The 21,956-nt window shown below is 55.1% G+C and carries 18 protein-coding genes; 14 read left to right on the forward strand and 4 right to left on the reverse strand.

Features of this window, described 5'->3' with window-relative positions; translation table 11 throughout:
• Positions 1–95 precede the first annotated feature (95 nt).
• From DD586_RS00845 to DD586_RS00870, 6 genes are all read left to right on the forward strand, one after another.
• Positions 96–527 (forward strand): rhodanese-like domain-containing protein, encoded by a 432-nt coding sequence (locus DD586_RS00845; protein ID WP_012882919.1) that lies wholly within the window; start codon positions 96–98, stop codon positions 525–527.
• Positions 528–625: 98 nt separating this feature from the next.
• Positions 626–1,099 carry a protein-export chaperone SecB gene (secB, locus tag DD586_RS00850; protein ID WP_012882920.1) on the forward strand — a complete coding sequence of 158 codons (474 nt, stop codon included), beginning with the start codon at positions 626–628 and terminating at the stop codon, positions 1,097–1,099.
• Entirely contained in the window at positions 1,099–2,118 is a 1,020-nt protein-coding gene (gene gpsA / locus DD586_RS00855) for an NAD(P)H-dependent glycerol-3-phosphate dehydrogenase (protein ID WP_012882921.1), read from the forward strand. The genes secB and gpsA overlap by 1 nt, the downstream gene beginning before the upstream one ends.
• A 130-nt stretch (positions 2,119–2,248) precedes the next feature.
• A complete protein-coding gene (gene cysE, locus DD586_RS00860; RefSeq protein ID WP_012882922.1) occupies positions 2,249–3,070 on the forward strand; it encodes a serine O-acetyltransferase in 822 nt (273 codons plus the stop codon).
• 259 nt (positions 3,071–3,329) lie between these two features.
• Positions 3,330–3,989 (forward strand): lipid IV(A) palmitoyltransferase PagP, encoded by a 660-nt coding sequence (pagP, locus tag DD586_RS00865; protein WP_012882923.1) that lies wholly within the window; start codon positions 3,330–3,332, stop codon positions 3,987–3,989.
• Between the two features lie 110 nt (positions 3,990–4,099).
• Positions 4,100–4,999, forward strand: a complete 900-nt coding sequence (locus DD586_RS00870) for a carboxylate/amino acid/amine transporter (RefSeq protein ID WP_012882924.1) — start codon at positions 4,100–4,102, stop codon at positions 4,997–4,999.
• Here DD586_RS00870 and metR read toward each other — a convergent pair.
• A complete protein-coding gene (metR, locus tag DD586_RS00875; RefSeq protein ID WP_012882925.1) occupies positions 4,902–5,840 on the reverse strand; it encodes an HTH-type transcriptional regulator MetR in 939 nt (312 codons plus the stop codon). The two genes, DD586_RS00870 and metR, sit on opposite strands and share 98 nt — an antisense overlap.
• Before the next feature lie 104 nt (positions 5,841–5,944).
• Between metR and metE the strand changes: the two genes are divergently transcribed.
• Complete coding sequence (gene metE / locus DD586_RS00880; protein WP_012882926.1) at positions 5,945–8,212, forward strand: 5-methyltetrahydropteroyltriglutamate--homocysteine S-methyltransferase; 2,268 nt, start codon at positions 5,945–5,947, stop codon at positions 8,210–8,212.
• Positions 8,213–8,373: 161 nt separating this feature from the next.
• Here metE and DD586_RS00885 read toward each other — a convergent pair whose 3' ends face one another.
• Positions 8,374–9,201 carry a dienelactone hydrolase family protein gene (locus DD586_RS00885; RefSeq protein ID WP_012882927.1) on the reverse strand — a complete coding sequence of 276 codons (828 nt, stop codon included), beginning with the start codon at positions 9,199–9,201 and terminating at the stop codon, positions 8,374–8,376.
• Between the two features lie 300 nt (positions 9,202–9,501).
• Here DD586_RS00885 and udp point away from each other — a divergent pair, with 300 nt between their 5' ends.
• The 3 genes from udp (at position 9,502) to DD586_RS00900 (ending at position 11,800) form a co-directional block, all read left to right on the forward strand.
• A complete protein-coding gene (gene udp / locus DD586_RS00890; protein ID WP_012882928.1) occupies positions 9,502–10,263 on the forward strand; it encodes a uridine phosphorylase in 762 nt (253 codons plus the stop codon).
• A gap of 295 nt (positions 10,264–10,558) precedes the next feature.
• Complete coding sequence (locus tag DD586_RS00895; protein ID WP_012882929.1) at positions 10,559–11,341, forward strand: tyrosine-protein phosphatase; 783 nt, start codon at positions 10,559–10,561, stop codon at positions 11,339–11,341.
• Positions 11,342–11,509: 168 nt separating this feature from the next.
• Entirely contained in the window at positions 11,510–11,800 is a 291-nt protein-coding gene (locus tag DD586_RS00900) for a WYL domain-containing protein (protein WP_012882930.1), read from the forward strand.
• A gap of 624 nt (positions 11,801–12,424) precedes the next feature.
• Here DD586_RS00900 and ppc read toward each other — a convergent pair.
• A complete protein-coding gene (ppc, locus tag DD586_RS00905; protein ID WP_012882931.1) occupies positions 12,425–15,064 on the reverse strand; it encodes a phosphoenolpyruvate carboxylase in 2,640 nt (879 codons plus the stop codon).
• Positions 15,065–15,440: 376 nt separating this feature from the next.
• Entirely contained in the window at positions 15,441–16,592 is a 1,152-nt protein-coding gene (gene argE, locus DD586_RS00910; RefSeq protein WP_012882932.1) for an acetylornithine deacetylase, read from the reverse strand.
• 214 nt (positions 16,593–16,806) lie between these two features.
• Here argE and argC point away from each other — a divergent pair, with 214 nt between their 5' ends.
• The 4 genes from argC to rmuC all read left to right on the forward strand — a co-directional run bounded on the left by argC (position 16,807) and on the right by rmuC (position 21,859).
• A complete protein-coding gene (gene argC, locus DD586_RS00915; protein ID WP_012882933.1) occupies positions 16,807–17,811 on the forward strand; it encodes an N-acetyl-gamma-glutamyl-phosphate reductase in 1,005 nt (334 codons plus the stop codon).
• A 24-nt stretch (positions 17,812–17,835) separates the two neighbouring features.
• Positions 17,836–18,609 (forward strand): acetylglutamate kinase, encoded by a 774-nt coding sequence (argB, locus tag DD586_RS00920; RefSeq protein WP_012882934.1) that lies wholly within the window; start codon positions 17,836–17,838, stop codon positions 18,607–18,609.
• Positions 18,610–18,725: 116 nt separating this feature from the next.
• A complete protein-coding gene (gene argH, locus DD586_RS00925; RefSeq protein ID WP_012882935.1) occupies positions 18,726–20,099 on the forward strand; it encodes an argininosuccinate lyase in 1,374 nt (457 codons plus the stop codon).
• 215 nt (positions 20,100–20,314) lie between these two features.
• Positions 20,315–21,859: a DNA recombination protein RmuC gene (rmuC, locus tag DD586_RS00930; RefSeq protein WP_012882936.1), complete on the forward strand. Its 1,545-nt coding sequence runs from the start codon at positions 20,315–20,317 to the stop codon at positions 21,857–21,859.
• Positions 21,860–21,956 lie beyond the last annotated feature (97 nt).

The raw sequence follows: 21,956 nt of genomic DNA on the forward strand, positions 1-21,956 counted from the left end.
ATGTTGGCTTACAGGCTGTAATTGCAGTATCGCACAGGTATACTCAGACACCCTGTATTTGAATTGCTTAACTGATTTCGGAGTCGTTACACCCCATGCAAGAGATTATGCCATTCATCAGCCGACACCCGATTCTGAGCCTGGCCTGGATTGCCCTGCTGGTCGCTGTCATTGTGCTTACGGTGAAGAGTAAACTGTCCAAAGTAAAAGAAGTGGCTCGTGGTGAAGCGATCCAACTGATTAATAAAGAAGATGCGGTGGTGGTCGACACCCGTAATCGTGACGATTATCGCCGTGGCCATATCGCTGGCGCCATAAACTTGTTGCCGAATGACATCAAGAACGGCAGCGTGGGCGAGCTGGAAAAACATAAAGCACAGCCGGTGATCGTGGTGTGCGCTAACGGTATGTCGGCGCGTGAGTCAGCCGAACACCTGTTCAAAGCAGGGTTTGAGCGCGTCATGGTGCTGAAAGACGGGCTGGCTGGCTGGAGCGGCGAAAATCTCCCGCTGGTGCGCGGTAAGTAATGTGGCGGCCCTGATAAGGGGTGCTAGTGTGTTTTATGGCGTGTCCTTCCTGGCGAAAGGAAGCGCGCAAGGAAATCTAACGAAAGGGTATTATTCACATGTCTGAACAAAACAACGTCGAACTGACTTTCCAGATCCAGCGTATTTATACCAAGGATATCTCTTTTGAAGCGCCGAATGCGCCTCAGGTGTTTCAGCAGGAATGGAACCCGGAAGTGAAACTGGATTTGGATACCGCCTCCACCCAGTTGGCTGATGATGTGTACGAAGTGGTGCTGCGTGTAACCGTGACATCCACCCTGGGCGAAGAAACGGCGTTCCTGTGCGAAGTACAGCAGGCCGGTATCTTTACGGTCGCAGGCATTGAAGGGACCCAGTTGGCTCACTGCCTGGGCGCTTACTGCCCGAACGTGCTGTTCCCGTACGCGCGTGAGTGCATCACTAGCCTGGTTTCTCGCGGTACTTTCCCGCAGTTGAACCTGGCTCCGGTTAACTTTGACGCGCTGTTCATGAATTATCTGGAACAGCAGGCTGGTCAGGACGGCGCCGCAGCACAGACGCTGAATGCCTGATGAGCCAGTCTGACGCTGCAATGACGGTGATCGGTGCCGGTTCCTACGGCACCGCACTGGCGATCACGGTGGCCCGCAACGGCCACCGCGTAGTGCTCTGGGGGCATGACCCAGCGCATATTCAGGCGTTACAGGCGGCACGTTGCAATCAGGCGTTTTTGCCTGATGTGCCGTTCCCGGATACGTTGCAGCTGGAAGCCGACCTGTCTCAGGCACTGGCGGCCAGCCGCAACATTCTGGTGGTGGTGCCAAGCCATGTGTTTGGCGGTGTACTGCGCCAGCTTAAGCCTCACCTGCGTTCAGATGCGCGTCTGGTGTGGGCGACCAAAGGGCTGGAAGCGGAGACTGGGCGTCTGTTACAGGATGTCGCCCGTGAAGCGTTGGGTGATAGCATCCCGCTGGCGGTACTTTCCGGGCCGACGTTTGCCAAAGAGCTGGCGGCCGGGTTACCTACCGCGATTGCGCTGGCCTCCACTGAACCGTCGTTTTCCGACGATTTGCAACATCTGCTGCATTGCGGCAAAAGTTTTCGCGTCTACAGCAACCCTGATTTTATCGGCGTGCAGCTGGGTGGCGCTGTAAAAAACGTGATTGCCATCGGTGCCGGTATGTCTGACGGTATGGGGTTTGGTGCCAACGCGCGTACTGCGCTGATAACCCGTGGTCTGGCGGAAATGACGCGGCTGGGTGTCGCACTCGGTGCGGATCCCACCACATTTATGGGCATGGCAGGCCTGGGTGACCTGGTGCTGACGTGTACCGACAACCAGTCACGTAACCGCCGTTTCGGCATGATGCTGGGGCAAGGGATGGATGTGGTCAGTGCCCAGAATCAAATAGGTCAGGTGGTGGAAGGGTATCGGAATACCAAGGAAGTGATGGCGCTGGCGCAGCGTTACGGTGTGGAGATGCCAATCACTGAGCAACTCTGGCAGGTGTTGTATTGCGCGAAAGACGCCCGCGAGGCGGCGTTAAGCCTGCTTGGTCGTGCACGTAAAGACGAAAGCACCAGCCTGTGACGGTGAGTTATTGTTCGGGCCTTCCCACGGGAGGCCCGTTGTTGTTTTATTCTGATAGTGCATGGTGAAAGTTGTCGGTAATAGTCAGCATTAACGCGGTAGATTGACGGTTTTTCAAAGAGGTGTCGCGATGTCGAATGATGAGCTGGAGCTGGTTTGGAAACACATAAAGGAAGAAGCGCGCAGTCTGGCGGAGTGTGAACCGATGTTGGCCAGCTTCTTTCACGCGACGCTGCTAAAGCATGAAAATCTGGGTAGCGCGTTGAGCTATATGCTGGCGAATAAACTGGCCAATGCCATTATGCCGGCCATTGCTATTCGTGAAGTAGTGGAAGAGGCTTACCGTGCTGAGCCACAGATGATTGCGTCTGCGGCACGCGACATTATGGCGGTGCGACTGCGCGACCCGGCGGTGGATAAATATTCGACGCCGCTGCTCTACCTGAAAGGGTTTCATGCGTTGCAAGCCTATCGCATCGGGCACTGGCTATGGCGTCAGGACCGTCAGGCGCTGGCTATCTATCTGCAAAACCAGATTTCCGTGTCGTTTGGGGTCGATATCCACCCGGCGGCGCGTATCGGTTGTGGCATCATGCTCGACCATGCCACCGGCATCGTAATCGGTGAAACGGCGGTGGTAGAAAATGACGTGTCGATTTTGCAATCGGTGACCCTGGGGGGAACCGGCAAAACCAATGGCGATCGTCACCCTAAAATCCGTGAGGGGGTGATGATAGGCGCAGGTGCCAAGATTCTGGGTAATATTGAAGTGGGCTGTGGTGCCAAGATTGGCGCAGGCTCGGTGGTGTTACAGCCGGTGCCGCCGCACACCACTGCGGCAGGTGTACCAGCGCGGATTGTTGGCCGCCCGGAAACTGATAAACCCTCACTGGATATGGACCAGTATTTCAACGGTTCGCTGCGTGGTTTTGAGGACGGCGACGGTATTTAATATTTTTCGGTTTGCCTGTACGGCAAGCCGAATCCCCACCCATGAACATCACCCTTTTCCTCGTCTTCCTGCTGTTTACCCTATGTTTTCGCTAAGAAACTTCTCAAAAACCCTGTATTAACCCGGCATTTCCGTTTTAGAGGTATTTAACCCGGTCAGAATCATTGTATATCAGTGTCTGGCCCATGGCGTGCGGTGGTAAGCCCGCGCCAGACAGCCCGAGCGGGTTGTGGGCGATTGACTTTTGGGAATGTTGTTTATGCGATTAATACTGATATCACACAGCCGCCTCTTCGCGTTGTCTGCTCTGTTCTTGATTCCGACGTTTGATTCTCTGTCTGCTGAAAATACCCTGACCGATAGCACTACGCTGATCGATCGTACTACTCAGAGTGATAGTACTACCCAGCGTGATAGTAAGACCCGGCGTGATCCGGCCCCGAGCTTCTGGCAACGCGCCAGTAATAACCTGTCGGAGACCTGGCAACACCCTCAGTCTCAGGACTTGTATGTGCCAGCGATTACCTGGCATAACCGCTGGACTTACGACAGGGCAAAAACCGATAAGTACAACGAGCGCCCTTGGGGAGCAGGGTTCGGCGTATCGCGGTTGGATAGCGACGGCGACTGGCATGCCTTGTATGTTATGGCGTTTAAAGATTCGTTCAATAAGTGGGAGCCGATTGGCGGTTATGGGTATGAAAAACGCTGGCGGCCGCTGGAAAATCAGGATATCCAGTTCGGGCTGGGGTTTACCGCAGGTGTCACCATGCGGGATAACTGGCACTATATTCCAATCCCGGTGCTCTTGCCGCTGGCATCGGTGAGCTATCAACGGCTGTCTTTTCAGGCTACCTATATTCCTGGCACCTATAACAACGGCAACGTATTTTTCGCCTGGCTACGCTGGCAATTCTGAGTAGTTGAGTGGTTGTATTTTGTTCTGATGTAAACCACATTGAGGAAAATTCAGCCGCCTGACTCGACTACAATGCTTCATCTGTTCCGTGTTATAGAGTGAGTCACGCCGTGCCGTTATTAATCATTACCACTATTATCTGGTCGTTTTCGTTCAGCCTGATAGGCGAATACCTGGCCGGTCAGGTTGATAGCTGGTTTTCCGCCATGTTCAGACTGGTGCTGGCGGCGTTAGTCTTCCTGCCTTTCCTGCGCTGGCGTGGTTATTCCCCCAAAGTGCTGGGGTTATATTTGCTGGTGGGGGTTTTCCAGCTTGGCGTCATGTACCTGTTCCTGTTCCGTAGTTACCTTTACCTGAATGTACCGACAATTCTACTGTTTTCGGTTATGACGCCGCTGTACGTCACACTGATTTATGACCTTTTGAGCGGGCACCGTTTGCGTTGGGGGTATGCCTTCAGTGCGTTGCTGGCGGTACTGGGCGCGGCGGTGATCCACTACCACGGCGTCAGCGATCATTTTTGGTGGGGTTTGTTGCTGGTTCAGGCGGCGAATATCTGTTTTGCCTTGGGGCAAGTAGGGTATAAGCGGCTGATGGAGGTTTATCCGATGCCGCAGCACAGCGCCTTTTCCTGGTTCTATCTTGGTGCGGCGCTGGTGACACTGGTGGCCTGGGCGCTGTTTGGCAATATGGCCAAACTGCCCACCGCGCCGGTACAGTGGGGTGTATTGGTGTTTCTCGGCGTGGTGGTTTCGGGCCTGGGCTATTTTATGTGGAACTATGGCGCGACGCAGGTGGATGCCGGTACGCTAAGTATTATGAATAACTTTCACGTCCCGGCCGGGTTGCTGGTCAACTTCGCGTTCTGGCAAAAAACACCGAACTGGACCAGCTTTGCTATCGGGTCGGCGATTATTGCTGTTGCCTTGTGGGTGCACCAGCGTTGGGTCGTGAAGCGTCCCGCACAAACGGCAGATGTTCACAAGCATGCTGGCGCGCAGAACGAATAAACGCTTCGATAACCGGTTGACGCTGCTCGCCGTCGCGCACCGCAGCGTAGAGTCGGCTCCATAAGCCGTCCCCCAGGGTTTTGGTGACCACCAGACCCTGGCGTTCAAAACTCTCCACCACCCAGTGCGGCAACGCGGCGATGCCCATGCGTGCCGCCACCATTTGGATCAACAGCAGGGTATTGTCCACACTTTTTAGTGACGGGCTGACCCCGGCGGGTTGCAGGAAGTGGCGCCATACATCCAGTCGTTGGCGTTGAACCGGGTAGATCATGAGTGTTTCCTGTGCCAAGTCATCGGGCTCGATGACAGCCTTGGCAGCCAGCGGATGATCCGGCGATAACACCAGCCGCACCTCAAAATCAAACATCGGCGAATAGTGCAGGCCGCTACGCGGCAGAATGTCGGAGGTCATCACCAAATCCAGCTCACCCTGTTGCAGGGCGGGTTGTGGGTCAAAGGTGACGCCGGATTTGAAGTCCATGGCCACTTGCGGCCAGCTCTGGTGAAAGCGCTCCAGCGCCGGTGTTAGCCACTGGATACAACTGTGGCATTCGATAGCCAGTCGCAGGGTGGTTTGATGCGGTTCGTTGCAGGCCTGAAGTGCCTGTTGAATCTGCGGCAGGATCTGCTCAGCCAGCTGCAGTAGAATTTCCCCCTGCGGCGTAAAGCGTAGCGGCTGACTCTTACGGACGAACAAACGGAACCCCAACCGTTGTTCCAGATCGCTGAATTGATGCGACAAGGCCGATTGCGTCTGATGGAGCTGTGCAGCAGCGGCGGCTAACGATCCCGTGGTGCGCAGTGCCTGTAGTGTCCGTAAGTGTTTGAGTTCGATCATGAGAGTCCTTCACAGTGACGGTGAATAAATTGCGCTTGTACTGACTACACTACCTGCGGATTATGGATGTGTAAACATCTGGACGGCTAAATGGGGATTCAAGCATGGCAATTCTAAATCACACTCTCGGTTTTCCACGCGTTGGTCTGCGTCGTGAGCTGAAAAAAGCACAGGAAAGCTATTGGGCAGGGAACAGCACGCAGGAAGAACTGCTGAATGTGGGCCGTGAGTTGCGTGCCCGTCACTGGCAACAGCAAAAAGACGCTGGCGTTGAACTGCTGCCGGTGGGCGATTTTGCCTGGTATGACCATGTGCTGACCACCAGCCTGTTGCTGGGGAACGTACCGGCCCGTCACCAGAATGCGGATGGCTCCGTGAATCTGGATACCCTGTTCCGCATCGGCCGTGGCCGAGCCCCGACCGGTAATCCGGCGGCGGCGGCCGAAATGACCAAATGGTTTAACACCAACTACCACTACATGGTGCCGGAATTTACCCAAGGCCAGCAGTTCAAACTGACCTGGACCCAACTGCTGGATGAAGTCGATGAGGCATTAGCGTTGGGCCACAAGGTAAAGCCAGTGCTGCTGGGCCCGGTAACCTACCTGTGGCTGGGGAAAGTTAAAGGGGAAGCCTTCGATCGTCTGGAGCTGTTGAGCGCGGTATTGCCGGTGTACCAGCAGGTACTGGCTGAGCTGGCTAAACGCGACATCGAATGGGTGCAGATTGATGAGCCGGTATTGGCGTTGGAACTGGATGCTGAATGGAAAGCGGCATGTAAACCGGCTTACGATGCGCTGCAAGGTCAGGCGAAGTTACTGCTGACCACTTATTTTGACAGCATCGGCCAGAATTTGGACGTGATCAAGGCGTTGCCGGTGCAGGGGCTGCATGTCGACCTGGTTCACGGCAAAGACGACGCCGCCGCGCTCAATGCACAGTTGCCTGCCGACTGGGTGTTGTCGCTGGGGGTCATCAACGGTCGTAATGTGTGGCGTGCCGATCTGGCGAGCTGGTTCGAGCGTCTGCAACCGTTGCTGGGCAAGCGTACATTGTGGCTGGGTAGTTCCTGCTCTTTGTTGCATAGTCCGATTGATCTCAGCGTTGAAACTCGTCTGGACGAGGAAGTGAAGAGCTGGTTCGCTTTTGCGATTCAGAAGTGTCAGGAGCTGGCGTTGCTGACCAGGGCGCTCAATAGCGGCAATGGCGATGAGCTGGTGGCATATAGCGCACCGATCCGCGCCCGTCAGACGTCGACCCGTGTGAATAACCCGGAAGTGGCGAAGCGTCTGGCCGCGATCACGGCACAGGACAGCCAGCGTCAGAACCCGTATCCGGTTCGTGCACAAGCGCAGCGTGCGCGTTTCCAGCTACCAGACTGGCCGACCACCACCATCGGTTCGTTCCCGCAAACCACCGAAATCCGTGGCCTGCGTCTGGATTTCAAACAGGGCCGTCTGGATAGTCAGAACTACCGCATCGGTATTGCCGAGCACATCAAACAGGCGATTGTGGAACAAGAACGTCTGGAACTGGACGTACTGGTGCACGGTGAAGCCGAACGTAACGACATGGTGGAGTACTTCGGCGAGCATCTGGATGGCTTCGTGTTCACCCAGAACGGCTGGGTGCAAAGTTACGGTTCCCGTTGCGTTAAACCGCCGGTGGTGATTGGCGACATCAGCCGTCCTGAGCCGATCACGGTTGAGTGGGCGAAGTACGCTCAGTCGCTGACCAGCAAGCCGGTAAAAGGCATGCTGACTGGTCCGGTTACGATTCTGTGCTGGTCCTTCCCGCGTGAAGACGTCAGTCGTGAAACTATTGCTAAGCAGATTGCGCTGGCGCTGCGCGACGAGGTGGCGGATCTGGAACAGGCCGGTATCGGCATCATCCAGATTGATGAACCGGCGCTGCGTGAAGGGCTGCCGCTACACCGCTCCGACTGGGCGGCGTATCTGGAATGGGCTGTTGATGCGTTCCGCCTGAATGCCGCGGTCGCGAAGGACGATACTCAGATTCACACCCACATGTGCTACTGCGAATTCAACGACATTATGGATTCCATCGCGGCACTGGATGCGGACGTGATCACCATCGAAACTTCACGTTCTGATATGGAACTGCTGGAATCGTTCGAAGAGTTCGAGTACCCGAATGAAATCGGCCCAGGTGTGTACGACATTCACTCGCCGAACGTGCCGAGCGTCGAATGGATTGAAGCGTTGCTGCGTAAAGCGGCTCAGCGTATTCCGGCAGAACGCCTGTGGGTGAACCCGGACTGCGGCCTGAAAACGCGTGGCTGGCCGGAAACCCGTCAGTCACTGGCGAACATGGTGCAGGCAGCCAAGCGCCTGCGCGAAACAGCGGAATAAGTCAGCCGAAAACGGTGATGGGGAATGGCGCAAAAGATGACAGGACGCGCGTGAACGACAGGACGTGACGCTTAGGGCTGAGGCGTTGCGCATCACCGCCTGAAATAACAAGGGAGACGACAGTGTCTCCCTTATTTTTTCTTTTCGCTTTATCGGTGGAATTACACCACGCCGTAGCGGGCAAACCACGCCAGCATACGTTGCCAGCCGTCTTTGGCGGAGGCTTCATGGTATGTCGCACGGTAGTCGGCATGGAAGGCGTGATCGGCATCGGGATAAACCACGATTTCTGCATCCGCATTGACTGCCCGTAGTGCCTGACGCATGGTTTCCACCTGTGTCAGCGGGATGCTTTTATCCTGTCCGCCGTATAGCCCAAGCACCGGGGCATTCAGATCTTTGGCGACATCTACCGGATGTTGGGGCGAGGTCAGTGTTTTTTCGGCCACCAGCTTGCCGTACCAGGCAACCGCGGCTTTTAACTGCGGATTGTGTGCGGCGTACAACCAACTGATGCGTCCACCCCAGCAGAAACCGGTAATCGCCAGACGTTTAGCATCGCCACCCTGGCGTACCGCCCAGTGTGCGGTATGGTCAAGGTCAGATAAGACCTGATTGTCTGGCACCTTGCTGACCAGTTCACTCAGTAATGTAGGGATATCGCTGTATTGCTGCGGGTCGCCCTGCCGGAAATAGAGTTCCGGTGCGATGGCCAGATAGCCCTGTTTAGCCAGCCGCCGACAGACATCACGAATATGCTCATGTACACCGAAGATTTCCTGCACGACCAGTACAATCGGTAATGGGCCGTCGGTGTGTTCGGGTTTGGCAAGATAAGCCGGCAGATTATCACCCTGTGAAGGTATCGTGGTTTCACCGGCCACCAGCCCGACGGCATCGGTGGTAATGGCAGAAGAAGCCAGCGGCATGACAGCTGGCGAAAATGCCCGTGTGGTCTCTCTGAGTGTCAGTAGCTCATCGGTTTTCATTGCCTTTCCTTTATCAAGACTGGAATCTGCCAGCGGGACATGTCGCACCCGCGTTAAGCAAGTGTAGGAACTTTGTAGTGTATTGCGAATTTCGGCAACCAGATAGGGCAATCGGTGCCACACGCTGTGCCACATTGTGTGGCGCAATAGCGGATGATTACAGTCTAAAGTGTGATTAAAATCACGTTATTAATGTAAATAGATGTTCGTTACTTTCCAATGAGCGACGTGCTTCACTTAACGGTGAGAATCTGTGCGCTAAGATGGTGCTGTACCTGACAGCTTGCCTGGGAGGCGTTTATGTCCGATGTATTTCATCTCGGTTTAACAAAACAAGATTTGCAAGGAGCCTCGCTGGCGATAGTGCCCGGCGACCCGGCTCGCGTGGAAAAGATTGCCCGCTTGATGGAGAACCCGGTCTTTCTGGCGTCGCACCGGGAGTTCACTTCCTGGCGTGCGGAACTGGCGGGCAAACCGGTGATTGTCTGCTCCACCGGTATTGGCGGCCCCTCTACCTCGATTGCGGTAGAAGAACTGGCGCAACTGGGTGTGCGTACCTTCCTGCGTGTCGGCACGACCGGCGCTATCCAGCCGCATATCGCTGTGGGCGATGTGCTGGTCACTACCGCCGCGGTACGTCTGGACGGTGCCAGCCTGCACTTTGCACCGCTGGAGTTCCCGGCAGCGGCGGATTTTGCCTGTACCTGCGCACTAGCGGAATCGGCGCGTGAAGCAGGGGCGACGCTGCATGTCGGTATTACTGCTTCTTCAGATACCTTCTATCCGGGTCAGGAACGTTACGATACCTATTCCGGTCGGGTCGTGCGGCGTTTTCAGGGGTCTATGGCGGAATGGCAGAGCATGGGCGTGCTGAACTATGAAATGGAGTCCGCTACGCTGCTGACGATGTGTGCCAGTCAGGGGCTGCGTGCCGGTATGGTCGCGGGCGTAATAGTCAACCGCACCCAGCAGGAAATTCCTGATACCGCTACGATGCAAAAAGCGGAACACGCGTCCGTCAATGTGGTGTTGTCGGCGGCTCGCAAATTGCTGAGCGCCTGAGTGTTGTAATGCCACCAAGCGTTGTAATGTCATCAAGAGTTGTGATGCTATCGCTGGGTCGCTAGCCCGGCAGGGCGGTACGAGCATGTTCGTACCGCCTTTTGTTTTTCTGCACACCGACCCCACGAGCTGTTCATCGGTTTGTCGGCCTTCATGCTAATTTAATTGTCAGGCCGGATAATACCCGTCAGTAGCCATCGTTCGGCGATGGTTTAACCGTAATCATTCAGCACAGATAACGGATCCTTGATAGCTAACCCTTGATAACTCATTTTTGATAACGACAGGGAAAGGTATGACTTCATCCTCATTGTTACATCCCTCGTTGCTGCCGCTTGATGGCGGCGTCAATTTTCGTGATTTGGGCGGTATCCGCGTGGCGGATGGGCGGCAGATCCGGCGTGGCAAGCTGTTTCGTTCTGGAGCGCTGGATATGCTGAGCGAGCGTGACATCGACCATCTCGCCAGCGTGCCGGTGGCCCATGTGGTGGATTATCGTGATCAGGACGAAGCAGCGTTGCGGCCCGATCGTCTGTGGTCTGGCGCGCGTTACCATCCGGTACCGGCTAATCCGCTGCGTCATGAGGTCACCGCCAGTCTGGAAACGCTAGGCTCGGAAAAACTCGAGGCATTCGACTCCCGTGCGTTCATGATGGAGCTGTATCGCCGTTTACCGTTTGGCAATCCGGCGTATCAGCATCTGGTGGCGTTGTTGCGCCAGCCGGATGACGGTGCGTTAGTGCAACATTGTGCGGTAGGCAAAGATCGTACCGGTATCGGTTCGGCGCTGGTGCTGTTCGCTCTGGGGGCGGATGAGCAAACGGTGATGGAAGATTATCTGGTCACCGAATCCACGCTGATTCCGTTTCGCCGCCAGTTGTTGGAAGACCTGGCGTCCAGCCTGAGTGAGAAAGCGCTAAAGCGGTTTGATTTCGTCCTTTCCGCCCGCGAAGAATTTCTGGTGACGGCGCTGCACACCATCCGTGAGAAGCATGGGTCGGTGGATAACTGGCTGGCGCAGGATTACGGTCTGGATGCCTCATCGCGTGATGCGCTGCGGGATAAATATCTGGCGTAGTATTTTATTGATACAGGTGGTTTGCTTATTAAAAATATAAATTACTATGAAATAGTGATTGTTGTTTATTATTTTCTATAACTATTTATTTAATTTTATCGTATTAATAAAATGCGCCTGTTGAATTGAATATTCAGCAGGCGTATTTTTATTTTTAAAAGGTGAATCATGTTAGAGTTAATAATAGATGCTATAAATAAAAGGAAAGAGATAATATTTACCTATAGTGGACTGAATCGAACTGCTCAACCTGCGGCGGTTGGAGTATCTACTGCAGGAAATATTGTTTTAAGGTGTTTTCAGACCAAGGGAGCTCATGTAACGGCAGGGCATGAGTGGGATCTTTGTCGTGTAGATCAGATTAGTAATTTGAGCATTACTGAGAATGTTTTTGATGATGATCCTCCTAATTACCGTAAAGGTGATCGTGGTATGCAGAAAATATTTGCAGAGTTATAATTATTGAGTTTATTTTCACAAAGCAAATTTGAAACTCTTTGGGTTGGCTTTAATTTAAATATAAATTTTGTGGTTAATAAAAATTGTATTTAAATTAAATTGTGGCTTGTTTCTAACTACTGAGACTCCAAGTCTCTACAGTGTTCTACTGCTCTTACTCGCCTTGTCAAGCTAGCCCGAAAATGGAATAGCTTAAAGCTACCTTATAACCCGTTAAATAAAATAGAATAATTACTATGAAATTCGCGATTACTTTCTTATTTAGTGCCTTTACCACTTGCTCTGTCGTGGCTTAGTCCTTCTTACGCGAGCCAGTCGCGGAATCATCAGTTGGTACGCGACAGCAGAGTGGAGGCGTATTAAGCTATCGGCCAGTTGAAATCGCTGAGCGTCACGTTCCTGATCCCCGCTTTCGGCATGTTATGGGCATGGATCGGATTGGGCGAGCAGTAGTCCACTTATGTGGTTGTTGGCGGAATAATCATTGGCATTGCCGTGTGGCTAGTGTCGCATTCGCCGACATTGCAGAAAATGAAAGAAAAAACACGCGGGTAACGCAGTTGGTTTGTCTATTGACAGCGCGCGCGGGGCAGTGACTGACCCCGCGCTTGATTGTGCCAGCGACTAGCCGGTATTGCGCATCCCGGCTGCGACGCCCGCGATGGTGACCATCAGCGCTTGTTCTACCTGTGGGTCCGTCATGTCTTGCTGGCGAGAACGGTGCAGCAATTCTGCCTGCAATACGTTGAGTGGGTCGGTATAGACGTTACGCAACGCGATGGATTCGGCAATCCACGGCAGGTCGGCCATCAGATGGTCGTCGTTGGAGATAGTCAGCACCGCCTGGATGTCTTTTTCCAACTGTTCACGCAGCTGTTTGCCCAGCGACCACAGTTTTTCGTCCACCAGCCGCTGGTCGTAGTATTCCGCCAGCCACAGGTCGGCCTTGGCAAATACCATCTCCAGCATGCCGATACGGGTGGAGAAGAACGGCCAGTCACGACACATGGTTTCCAACTGGCTCTGATGCCCTTTGTCGATCACGTCTTGCAACGCTGCACCAGCACCCAGCCAGGCGGGCAGCATCAAGCGGTTCTGGGTCCAGGCGAAAATCCACGGAATAGCGCGCAGGCTTTCCACACCGCCATTCGGCCGACGTTTGGCCGGGCGTGACCCCAGCGGCAGTTTGCCCAGCTCCAGTTCCGGCGTGGCGGCGCGGAAGTAGGGCACGAAGTCCGGATTTTCCCGCACGTAACCACGGTACATGTCGCAGGAGATACGCGACAGCTCATCCATGATGTGATGCCACTCTGGCTTCGGTTCCGGTGGCGGCAGCAGGTTGGCTTCCAAAATGGCGGAAGTGTAAAGCGACAAACTGCTGATGGTGACTTCCGGCAAACCGAACTTGAAGCGGATCATCTCGCCTTGTTCGGTCACACGCAGGCCACCTTTCAGGCTGCCCGGCGGTTGGGAGAGCAGTGCAGCGTGAGCCGGTGCGCCGCCACGGCCAATCGAACCGCCGCGACCGTGGAACAAGGTCAGTGCGATACCGTATTTTTCGCAGGTTTTGATCAGTGCGTCCTGTGCACGGTACTGCGCCCAGGAGGCCGCCATCACCCCGGCGTCTTTGGCTGAGTCGGAATAACCAATCATCACCATCTGTTTGCCCTGAATGAAGCCGCGATACCAGTCGATATTGAGCAACTGGATCATCACGCTGTCGGCGTTATTCAGGTCGTCCAGGGTTTCGAACAGCGGGGCGACCGGCAATGAGTACGGGCAACCGGCTTCTTTTAACAACAGATGTACCGCCAGCACGTCGGACGGGGTACGCGCCATCGAGATAACATACGCGGCAATGGAGTCGCGTGGGGTTTCGGCAATGACCCGGCAGGTTTCCAGCACTTCTTGCGTGTCAGCACTCGGTTCCCACTGCCGCGGCAGCAACGGACGCTTGGAGTTCAGCTCGCGGATCAGGAACGCCTGCTTGTCGGATTCAGACCAGCTTTCATAATCCCCCAGCCCCAGATAGCGGGTGATTTCCGCCAGCGCGTCGGTGTGACGAGTACTTTCCTGACGCACATCGATGCGCACCAGCGGCACACCAAAGCAGCGTACCCGGCGCAGCGTATCCAGCAATTGCCCATCGGCGATGATCCCCATGCCGCAGGCGTGCAGCGACTGGTAACAGGCGTAAAGCGGTTCCCATAGCTGGTCGTTAGTGACCAGCAGATCGTTGGGCGGCACCCGCTGTTCGCCCTTCAGGCGTGCGTCCAGATAGTCCAGTGTGGCGGTTAACTGCGCACGCAGGTTTTTCATCAATTCGCGATAAGGTTCCTGCACCTCGTCGCCGCCAGCAAGTTGTTGTAGTTTGGGCGTGCACGTCGTCATCGACAGTTCAGATACCAGCACCTGCACGTCTCGCAGGAACAGGTCGGCGGCTTTCCAGCGGCTTAACAGCAGCACACGACGGGTGATTTCAGAGGTCACGTTCGGGTTGCCATCGCGGTCGCCACCCATCCAGGACGTAAAGCGCACCGGCACCGAATCTACCGGCAGGCGGTAGCCCAGCTCCTTGTCCATCTGCTCGTCGAGTTCACGCAGGAACGCAGGCACCCCTTCCCACAGGCTGTTTTCCACCACCGCAAAGCCCCACTTGGCCTCGTCTACCGGCGTCGGGCGGATTTTACGGATTTCATCGGTATGCCAGTACTGGGCAATCAGCTGGCGCAGACGGCGCATGATCTGATGGCGTTCGTAGTCGGCCAGGTCGTTGTGATCGAGCTGCTTGAGACAGGTATTGACCTCTACCAGCTTGTGGATCAGCGTGCGGCGGGTAATTTCCGTTGGGTGTGCGGTCAGTACCAGCTCGATAGACAGTGATTCCACTGCATTGCGGATGTCTTTGTCGCTCAGATTGTCGCGGCTTTTCAGGTTGCGAAACACCGTCGCCAGTGCTTCCGGGTTACTGGCCGCTTCGCCGTGCGGAGAAATACTGTGGTACTGCTCGGCGGTGTTGGTCAGGTTAAGGAACTGGCTGAACGCACGGGCGACCGGCAGCAGTTCCTCGTTGGACAGGTTTTGCAGCGTGGTCAACAGTTCCTGACGGTGTGTTTCACTCCCCGCCCGCGACGCTTTGGATAGCTTGCGGATGGTTTCAACCCGCTCAAGGATATTGGCACCCAGCGCATCCTTGATGGTATCGCCGAGCAATTTACCCAGCATGCTGACATTGCTCCGCATGGCGGAATATTGTTCATTCATAGTTACCCTGACCCACCTCATGATTTTGTAAATTTATTACACACAATAATTGTGTGGTTACTGTCTTTTATCTAGCCATGTTCGCCATTGTTCGTCAATGAACGTCTTTTAATCACTACAGTTGTACCCGTTTAACCGGTACAAAGGCAATTTGTGAAATTTAATTACAAAAGCTTGCTGATAAGTGACACTTATCTTATGGCGCTGGAGAAAGCAAGCATGCGGCGAGCCATTGGACGATAAAACGGCAATAAGAAGGCAGAAACGACGAGGGACTGCGGTGCTGAGACTAACGGTTTGGCTGTCAGGAGATTGCCCGGCACTTAAGGCCGGGCAAGTGATGAGCACGCTCAGTACGTGAAATCGGCGGGCGAAATCAGTGCTGGCAGAAGTGGTGCACCAACTGGGTAATCAGGGTGCGAGTGGGTTTGATGAACGACATATCGATAAATTCATCTGGCTGATGCGCCTGATTGATAGAGCCGGGGCCAAGCACCAGCGTCGGGCACAGCTCCTGAATGAATGGCGCTTCGGTACAGTAATTCACCACATCGGTCGGTTGCCCCACCAGTTTTTCCACCACCTGTGCCAGTTGATGGTCCGCCGGGCATTCATAACCGGGGATCGGCGGGTGCAGTTCGCTGATGGTCAGTCGGCCCGGCCAGCGCTCACTGACTGGTGCCAGGGCTTCACTCAACAAGCCGTTGAGATCGCTGAGCGTCATGCCAGGCAGTGGGCGGATATCCATGTGCAGATCACAGCAGGCGCAAATGCGGTTAGCGGCATCACCGCCATGAATATGGCCGAAATTCATGGTCGGGTAAGGAATGTGGAACGCCGGGTTGTGGTAGCGCTGTTGTAGTGTGTTACGCAGCCCCATCAGTTCAGAGATGGCCTCGTGCATCAGCTCAATGGCGTTAACACCGCGTGACGGGTCGCTGGAATGACCGGACTGGCCCTGAATGCGAACGACATTCGACATGTGGCCTTTGTGGGCGCGTACCGGTTGCAGCGAGGTGGGTTCGCCGATAATCGCGCAATCCGGGCGGATGCCGGTCGACTCGGAGAAGTATTTGGCACCCGCCATCGTCGTTTCTTCATCTGCGGTGGCCAGAATGTACAGCGGCTTGGTCAGCTTACTGGCATCCACATTGCGCAGCGCATCAAGAATAAAAGCGAAAAAGCCTTTCATGTCGGCGGTGCCGAGCCCGTAGAGCTTATTGTCGTGCTCAGTGAGGGTAAAAGGGTCACGCGTCCAGCGTCCATCGTCGAACGGCACCGTGTCGGTGTGACCGGCCAACAGCAGCCCGCCGTTACCTTCACCCAGACGGGCCAACAAATTGAATTTATTAAACGTACCGGGAACCGGCTGCACATCGACATGAAAACCCAGATCGCTAAACCATCCCGCCAACAGATTGATTAAGGTCTCATTGCTTTGATCCAGTGCGCGCTCGGTGGCGCTGATGGACGGAGTGGCGATCAATGCCCGGTAGAGCTCCATAAAAGGGGGTAAATTCATCTTCACTGTTGACAGCCTCTGGGTTAGGATAGTATCAATATTCATGCATTTATTGTGAATAAAAATACAATAATGCCAGGCGAAATGAAATCACAAGCTGTGCGGCGAGGCGAGATTGTCGCATAATCGTTTCTTCTGGCTGTTGTGGGTGAACGGCGTGGCCGCGCTGATGAGCCTGCTTACTGTTCCACCTATCTGGCAATAAAGGTATACCGAACTCATGCTGAACACGTTGATCGTTGGTGCAAGTGGCTATACTGGCGCTGAACTGGCCTTGTACCTGAACCGTCACCCACAGATGAACATAACCGCTTTAGCGGTCTCTGCGCAAAGCGTTGATGCGGGAAAACGCATTTCCGACCTGCACCCTCAGCTTAAAGGCATTATTGATTTGCCGGTGCAACCGTTGACCGACTTGGCTGAAGCCGCCAAAGGCGTCGATGTCGTGTTTCTGGCAACCGACCACAAGGTGAGCCACGATCTTGCACCGCAATTCCTGAACGCCGGTTGTACCGTGTTCGACCTGTCTGGCGCATTCCGCGTGCAGGATCCTGAATTTTATACCCGTTACTACGGCTTCGAGCACCAGCACACCGACTGGCTGGCGCAGGCGGTGTATGGCCTGGCGGAATGGCAGGCAGAGTCTATCAAGCAAGCGCGGCTTATCGCTGTGCCGGGGTGTTACCCCACCGCGTCTCAACTGGCACTGAAACCGCTGGTGGAAGGCGGTTTGCTGAACCCGAACCAGTGGCCGGTGATTGATGCCACCAGCGGCGTCAGCGGTGCGGGTCGTAAGGCGAGCATGACCAACAGTTTCTGTGAAGTCAGCCTGCAGCCGTATGGCATCTTCAATCATCGCCATCACCCGGAAATCGCCACCCATCTCGGTATTCCGGTGATTTTCACCCCGCATCTGGGCAATTTCCCTCGTGGTATTCTGGCGACGATTACCTGTCGTTTGCAGCCGGGCGTCACCGCGCAGGACGTGGCGGAAGCCTACCACAATGCTTATCACGACAAACCGCTGGTGCGGTTGTATGAGAAAGGCGTACCGGCACTGAAATCAGTAGTCGGACTGCCGTTCTGCGATATCGGCTTCGTGGTGCAAGACGAGCACCTGATCGTGGTCGCTACCGAAGATAACCTGCTCAAAGGTGCGGCGGCGCAGGCGGTACAGTGCATGAACATTCGCTTCGGTTTCCCTGAAACCCAATCCTTACTCTGATGACACCCTGAGGCGCAAAGACCGATGAATCCGTTAATTATCAAATTAGGTGGCGTATTACTGGATAGCGAAGAGGCGCTGGAGCGCCTGTTCACCGCGCTGGTCGCTTACCGTCAACAGCATCAGCGCCCGCTGGTGATCGTTCATGGCGGCGGTTGTCTGGTCGATGACCTGATGAAGAAACTGTCGCTGCCGGTGGTCAAGAAAAACGGCCTGCGTGTGACGCCAGCCGATCAAATCGACATTATTACCGGCGCGCTGGCCGGTTCTGCCAATAAAACCCTGCTGGCCTGGGCGATTCGTCACGGCATCAACGCGGTGGGCCTGAGTCTGGCGGATGGCGGCAGCACCGTGGTGACACAACTGAATGATGAGCTGGGCCATGTGGGCAAAGCGCAAGCGGGTTCTCCGGCACTGCTCAATACCCTGCTGAGTGCCGGTTATCTGCCGGTTATCAGCTCCATCGGTATTACCGTTGGCGGTGAACTGATGAACGTTAACGCCGATCAGGCTGCCACCGCGCTGGCACAGACGCTGGGCGCGGATTTGATCCTGTTGTCCGACGTGAGCGGCATTCTGGACGGTAAAGGTCAGCGCATTGCGGAAATGACCGCCGGTAAAGCGGAAGAGCTGATCGCTCAGGGCATAATTACCGACGGTATGATTGTTAAAGTGAATGCGGCACTGGACGCGGCGCGTGCGCTGGGTCGTCCGGTCGATATCGCCAGCTGGCGTCATGCCGAGCAGTTACCCATGCTGTTCAACGGCGTGTCTATCGGTACCCGCATTCTGGCGTAATCCGTCAGCATGTTATACGTGTTCTTCCCGCGTAAGTCGCCGGAAGAACACGGCAGTTCAATCGCGGGCTGAACGGGAGTCGGCCCGCTTTTATCAGAGAGACCGGGAGTGTAGTTATGGCTTTGTGGGGCGGACGGTTCACGCAGGCGGCAGATAGGCGTTTTAAACAGTTCAACGATTCACTGCGGTTTGATTACCGTCTGGCGGAGCAGGATATTATCGGGTCCATCGGCTGGTCTAAAGCCCTGGTGACGGTAAATGTACTGAGCGCTCAGGAGCAGCAGCAACTGGAGCAGTCACTCAATGCGTTGCTAACCGAGGTGCAGGCAGACCCGGAAGCTATCCTGCAAAGCGATGCGGAAGACATCCACAGCTGGGTCGAGCAGAAACTGATCGAGAAAGTCGGCGATCTGGGCAAAAAACTGCACACCGGGCGCAGCCGTAACGACCAGGTGGCGACGGACCTGAAACTGTGGTGCAAGGCGCAGGTGAGTGAGCTGGCGCAGGCGATTCGTCATCTGCGAGCGGCGTTGGTTGTTACCGCCGAAGCGAATCAGGATGCGGTGATGCCGGGCTATACCCACCTGCAACGCGCACAGCCGGTGACCTTCGCTCACTGGTGTCTGGCTTACCATGAAATGCTCGCACGTGATGAGAGCCGTCTTGAGGATACGCTCAAGCGTCTGGACGTCAGCCCACTGGGCTGCGGCGCGCTGGCGGGCACCGCTTATCCTATCGACCGCGAGCAACTGGCTGGCTGGTTGGGCTTTGCCTCTGCTACCCGCAACAGTCTGGATACGGTCTCTGACCGTGATCACGTGCTGGAACTGCTGTCCGATGCGTCTATCGGTATGGTGCATTTGTCGCGCTTTGCCGAAGATTTGATTTTCTTCAACAGCGGTGAAGCGGCGTTTGTCGAATTGTCTGACCGTGTGACTTCCGGCTCTTCCCTGATGCCGCAGAAGAAAAACCCGGATGCACTGGAACTTATCCGCGGTAAATGCGGCCGTGTACAGGGCGCGCTAGCCGGTATGCTGGTTACGCTGAAAGGGCTGCCGCTGGCTTATAACAAAGATATGCAGGAAGACAAGGAAGGGTTGTTCGATGCGCTGGATACCTGGCACGACTGCCTGTTGATGGCGTCACTGGTGCTGGAAGGCATTCAGGTGAAACGTCCGCGCTGCCAGGAAGCGGCACAGCAGGGCTATGCCAACGCGACTGAACTGGCTGATTACCTGGTTGCCAAAGGTGTGCCGTTCCGTGAAGCGCACCACATCGTTGGTGAAGCGGTGGTGGAAGCGATTCGTCAGGGTAAAGCGCTGGAAGCGCTGTCACTGGCGGATCTCAAACAGTTCAGCACAGTCATCGAAGATGATGTCTATCCCGTGCTGTCGTTGCAATCTTGTCTGGATAAGCGCGCTGCACAGGGCGGGGTGTCGCCGCAGCAAGTCGCACGCGCGATTGCCGACGCGAAGCAACGTCTGGCGTAATCCCGTTTATCGATATCAGAACCGGCCTGCGGGCCGGTTTTGTTTTTTCTGTCTTCTCCTTCTTTTTTGTCTTCGACCTTTTCTGCTTTCTGATGTCGGCTCGCATTTTCTCGCTATTCGACGGCTTTTCCGGCTGATTTCGCACATAACCTCTGGACAGATATACAGCCTCACTTTACCTTGGCGGGCAGTGGTACTGATAACCTGGAGGCGGTGTGGATATCTCCTTGTTTTATGGCATCGGCGGTGGCGTTGTGGGGCTGTTGCTGGGCTGGCTGGCTGCCAGCTTGCTGCAACAGCAGCGTCAGGCGCGGCATGATACTGAGTTTCGGTTACAGCAGCAGGCGCTGGAACAGACGCGCCAGCAACTGAGCGAAAACCAGCAGGCGCGGCAGCAAGACCAGCAGCGGTTGGATCAACAGTCGCAGGAGTTACGTTCGCTACACGCACAACTGGCGGCGGGTGAGGAGAAACTGCGGCAACTGGCAGAGTTGCGTGAAGAGTGCGCCCAGCTCAATCAGGAGTTGCGTGCGTTGCGTGAGGCCAACGGTGCGCAGGAAGCAGAGCTGCGTGAAGTCACCATTCGTCTTGAAGAGACCCGACTGGCGGCGGAAGAGAAGCAGCGGTTATTGATGAATAGCGAGCAGCGTTTATCTACTCAGTTTGAAAACCTCGCCAACCGTATCTTTGAGCAGACCGGGCATAAGGTGGACCAGCAAAATCAGCAGAGCATGGAGAAGCTGTTGACGCCATTACGCGAGCAGTTGGATGGTTTCCGTCGTCAGGTGCAAGAGAGCTTCGGGGCGGAATCCCGAGAACGACACACGCTGGCGCATGAAATCCGTAATCTGCAACAACTCAACGCCCAAATGGCGCAGGAAGCCATTAACCTCACCAATGCGTTAAAAGGTGACAACAAAACCCAGGGGAACTGGGGGGAAGTGGTGCTGAGCCGGGTACTGGAAAGTTCCGGATTGCGTGAAGGACATGAATATGAGACTCAGGTCAGCGTCCAGACCGCGAGCAATAGCCGCCTGCAACCCGATGTGATTGTCCGGTTGCCGCACGGCAAAGATGTGGTTATCGATGCCAAAATGTCGCTGGTGGCTTATGAGCGCTATTTCAACGGCGATAATGAAGCTGAACGAGCGGCGGCACTGAATGAGCACCTGTTATCTATCCGTAATCATATGCGGTTGCTGGGCAGCAAGGATTACCAGCAACTGCCGGGATTGCGTTCTCTCGACTATGTGTTGATGTTTATTCCCGTCGAACCGGCGTTTCTGGTGGCTATCGATCGTCAGCCGGATCTGATCACTGAGGCATTACGCCACAATATTATGCTGGTCAGCCCCACGACTTTACTGGTAGCGTTACGGACGATTAACAATCTCTGGCGTTATGAGCAGCAAAGCCGCAATGCGCAGTTAATCGCCGAACGCGCGTCACGGTTGTACGACAAACTGCGTTTGTTCGTTGATGATATGGCGTCGCTGGGGCAAGGGCTGGATAAAGCGCAGGCAGGTTATCGTCAGGCGATGAAGAAGCTGGCCTCCGGGCGCGGCAATCTGATAGGCCAGGCCGAAGGGTTCAGGGCGTTGGGGGTGGAGATTAAGCGGCCTGTCAATGTCCCCATGATGCAGGATGAGCCTTTAGCGCCTGATGCGTTGTTCGCCTTGTCACAAGACACGCGTGATGATGATGAGAGTGAACACAGTGTAGATGGCATGGATGATGTGCCGAATGGCACGGCGGTATGATGTTGATCAGGTTCAGCGCACAGGGTGGAAAGAAGGGCGGTCGCTTTTGGGCGGGGTCTGGTACACTCTCTACCCATTAATGCTACCCATTAATGGG

Source organism: Dickeya parazeae Ech586 (assembly GCF_000025065.1).
GTDB lineage: Bacteria > Pseudomonadota > Gammaproteobacteria > Enterobacterales > Enterobacteriaceae > Dickeya > Dickeya zeae.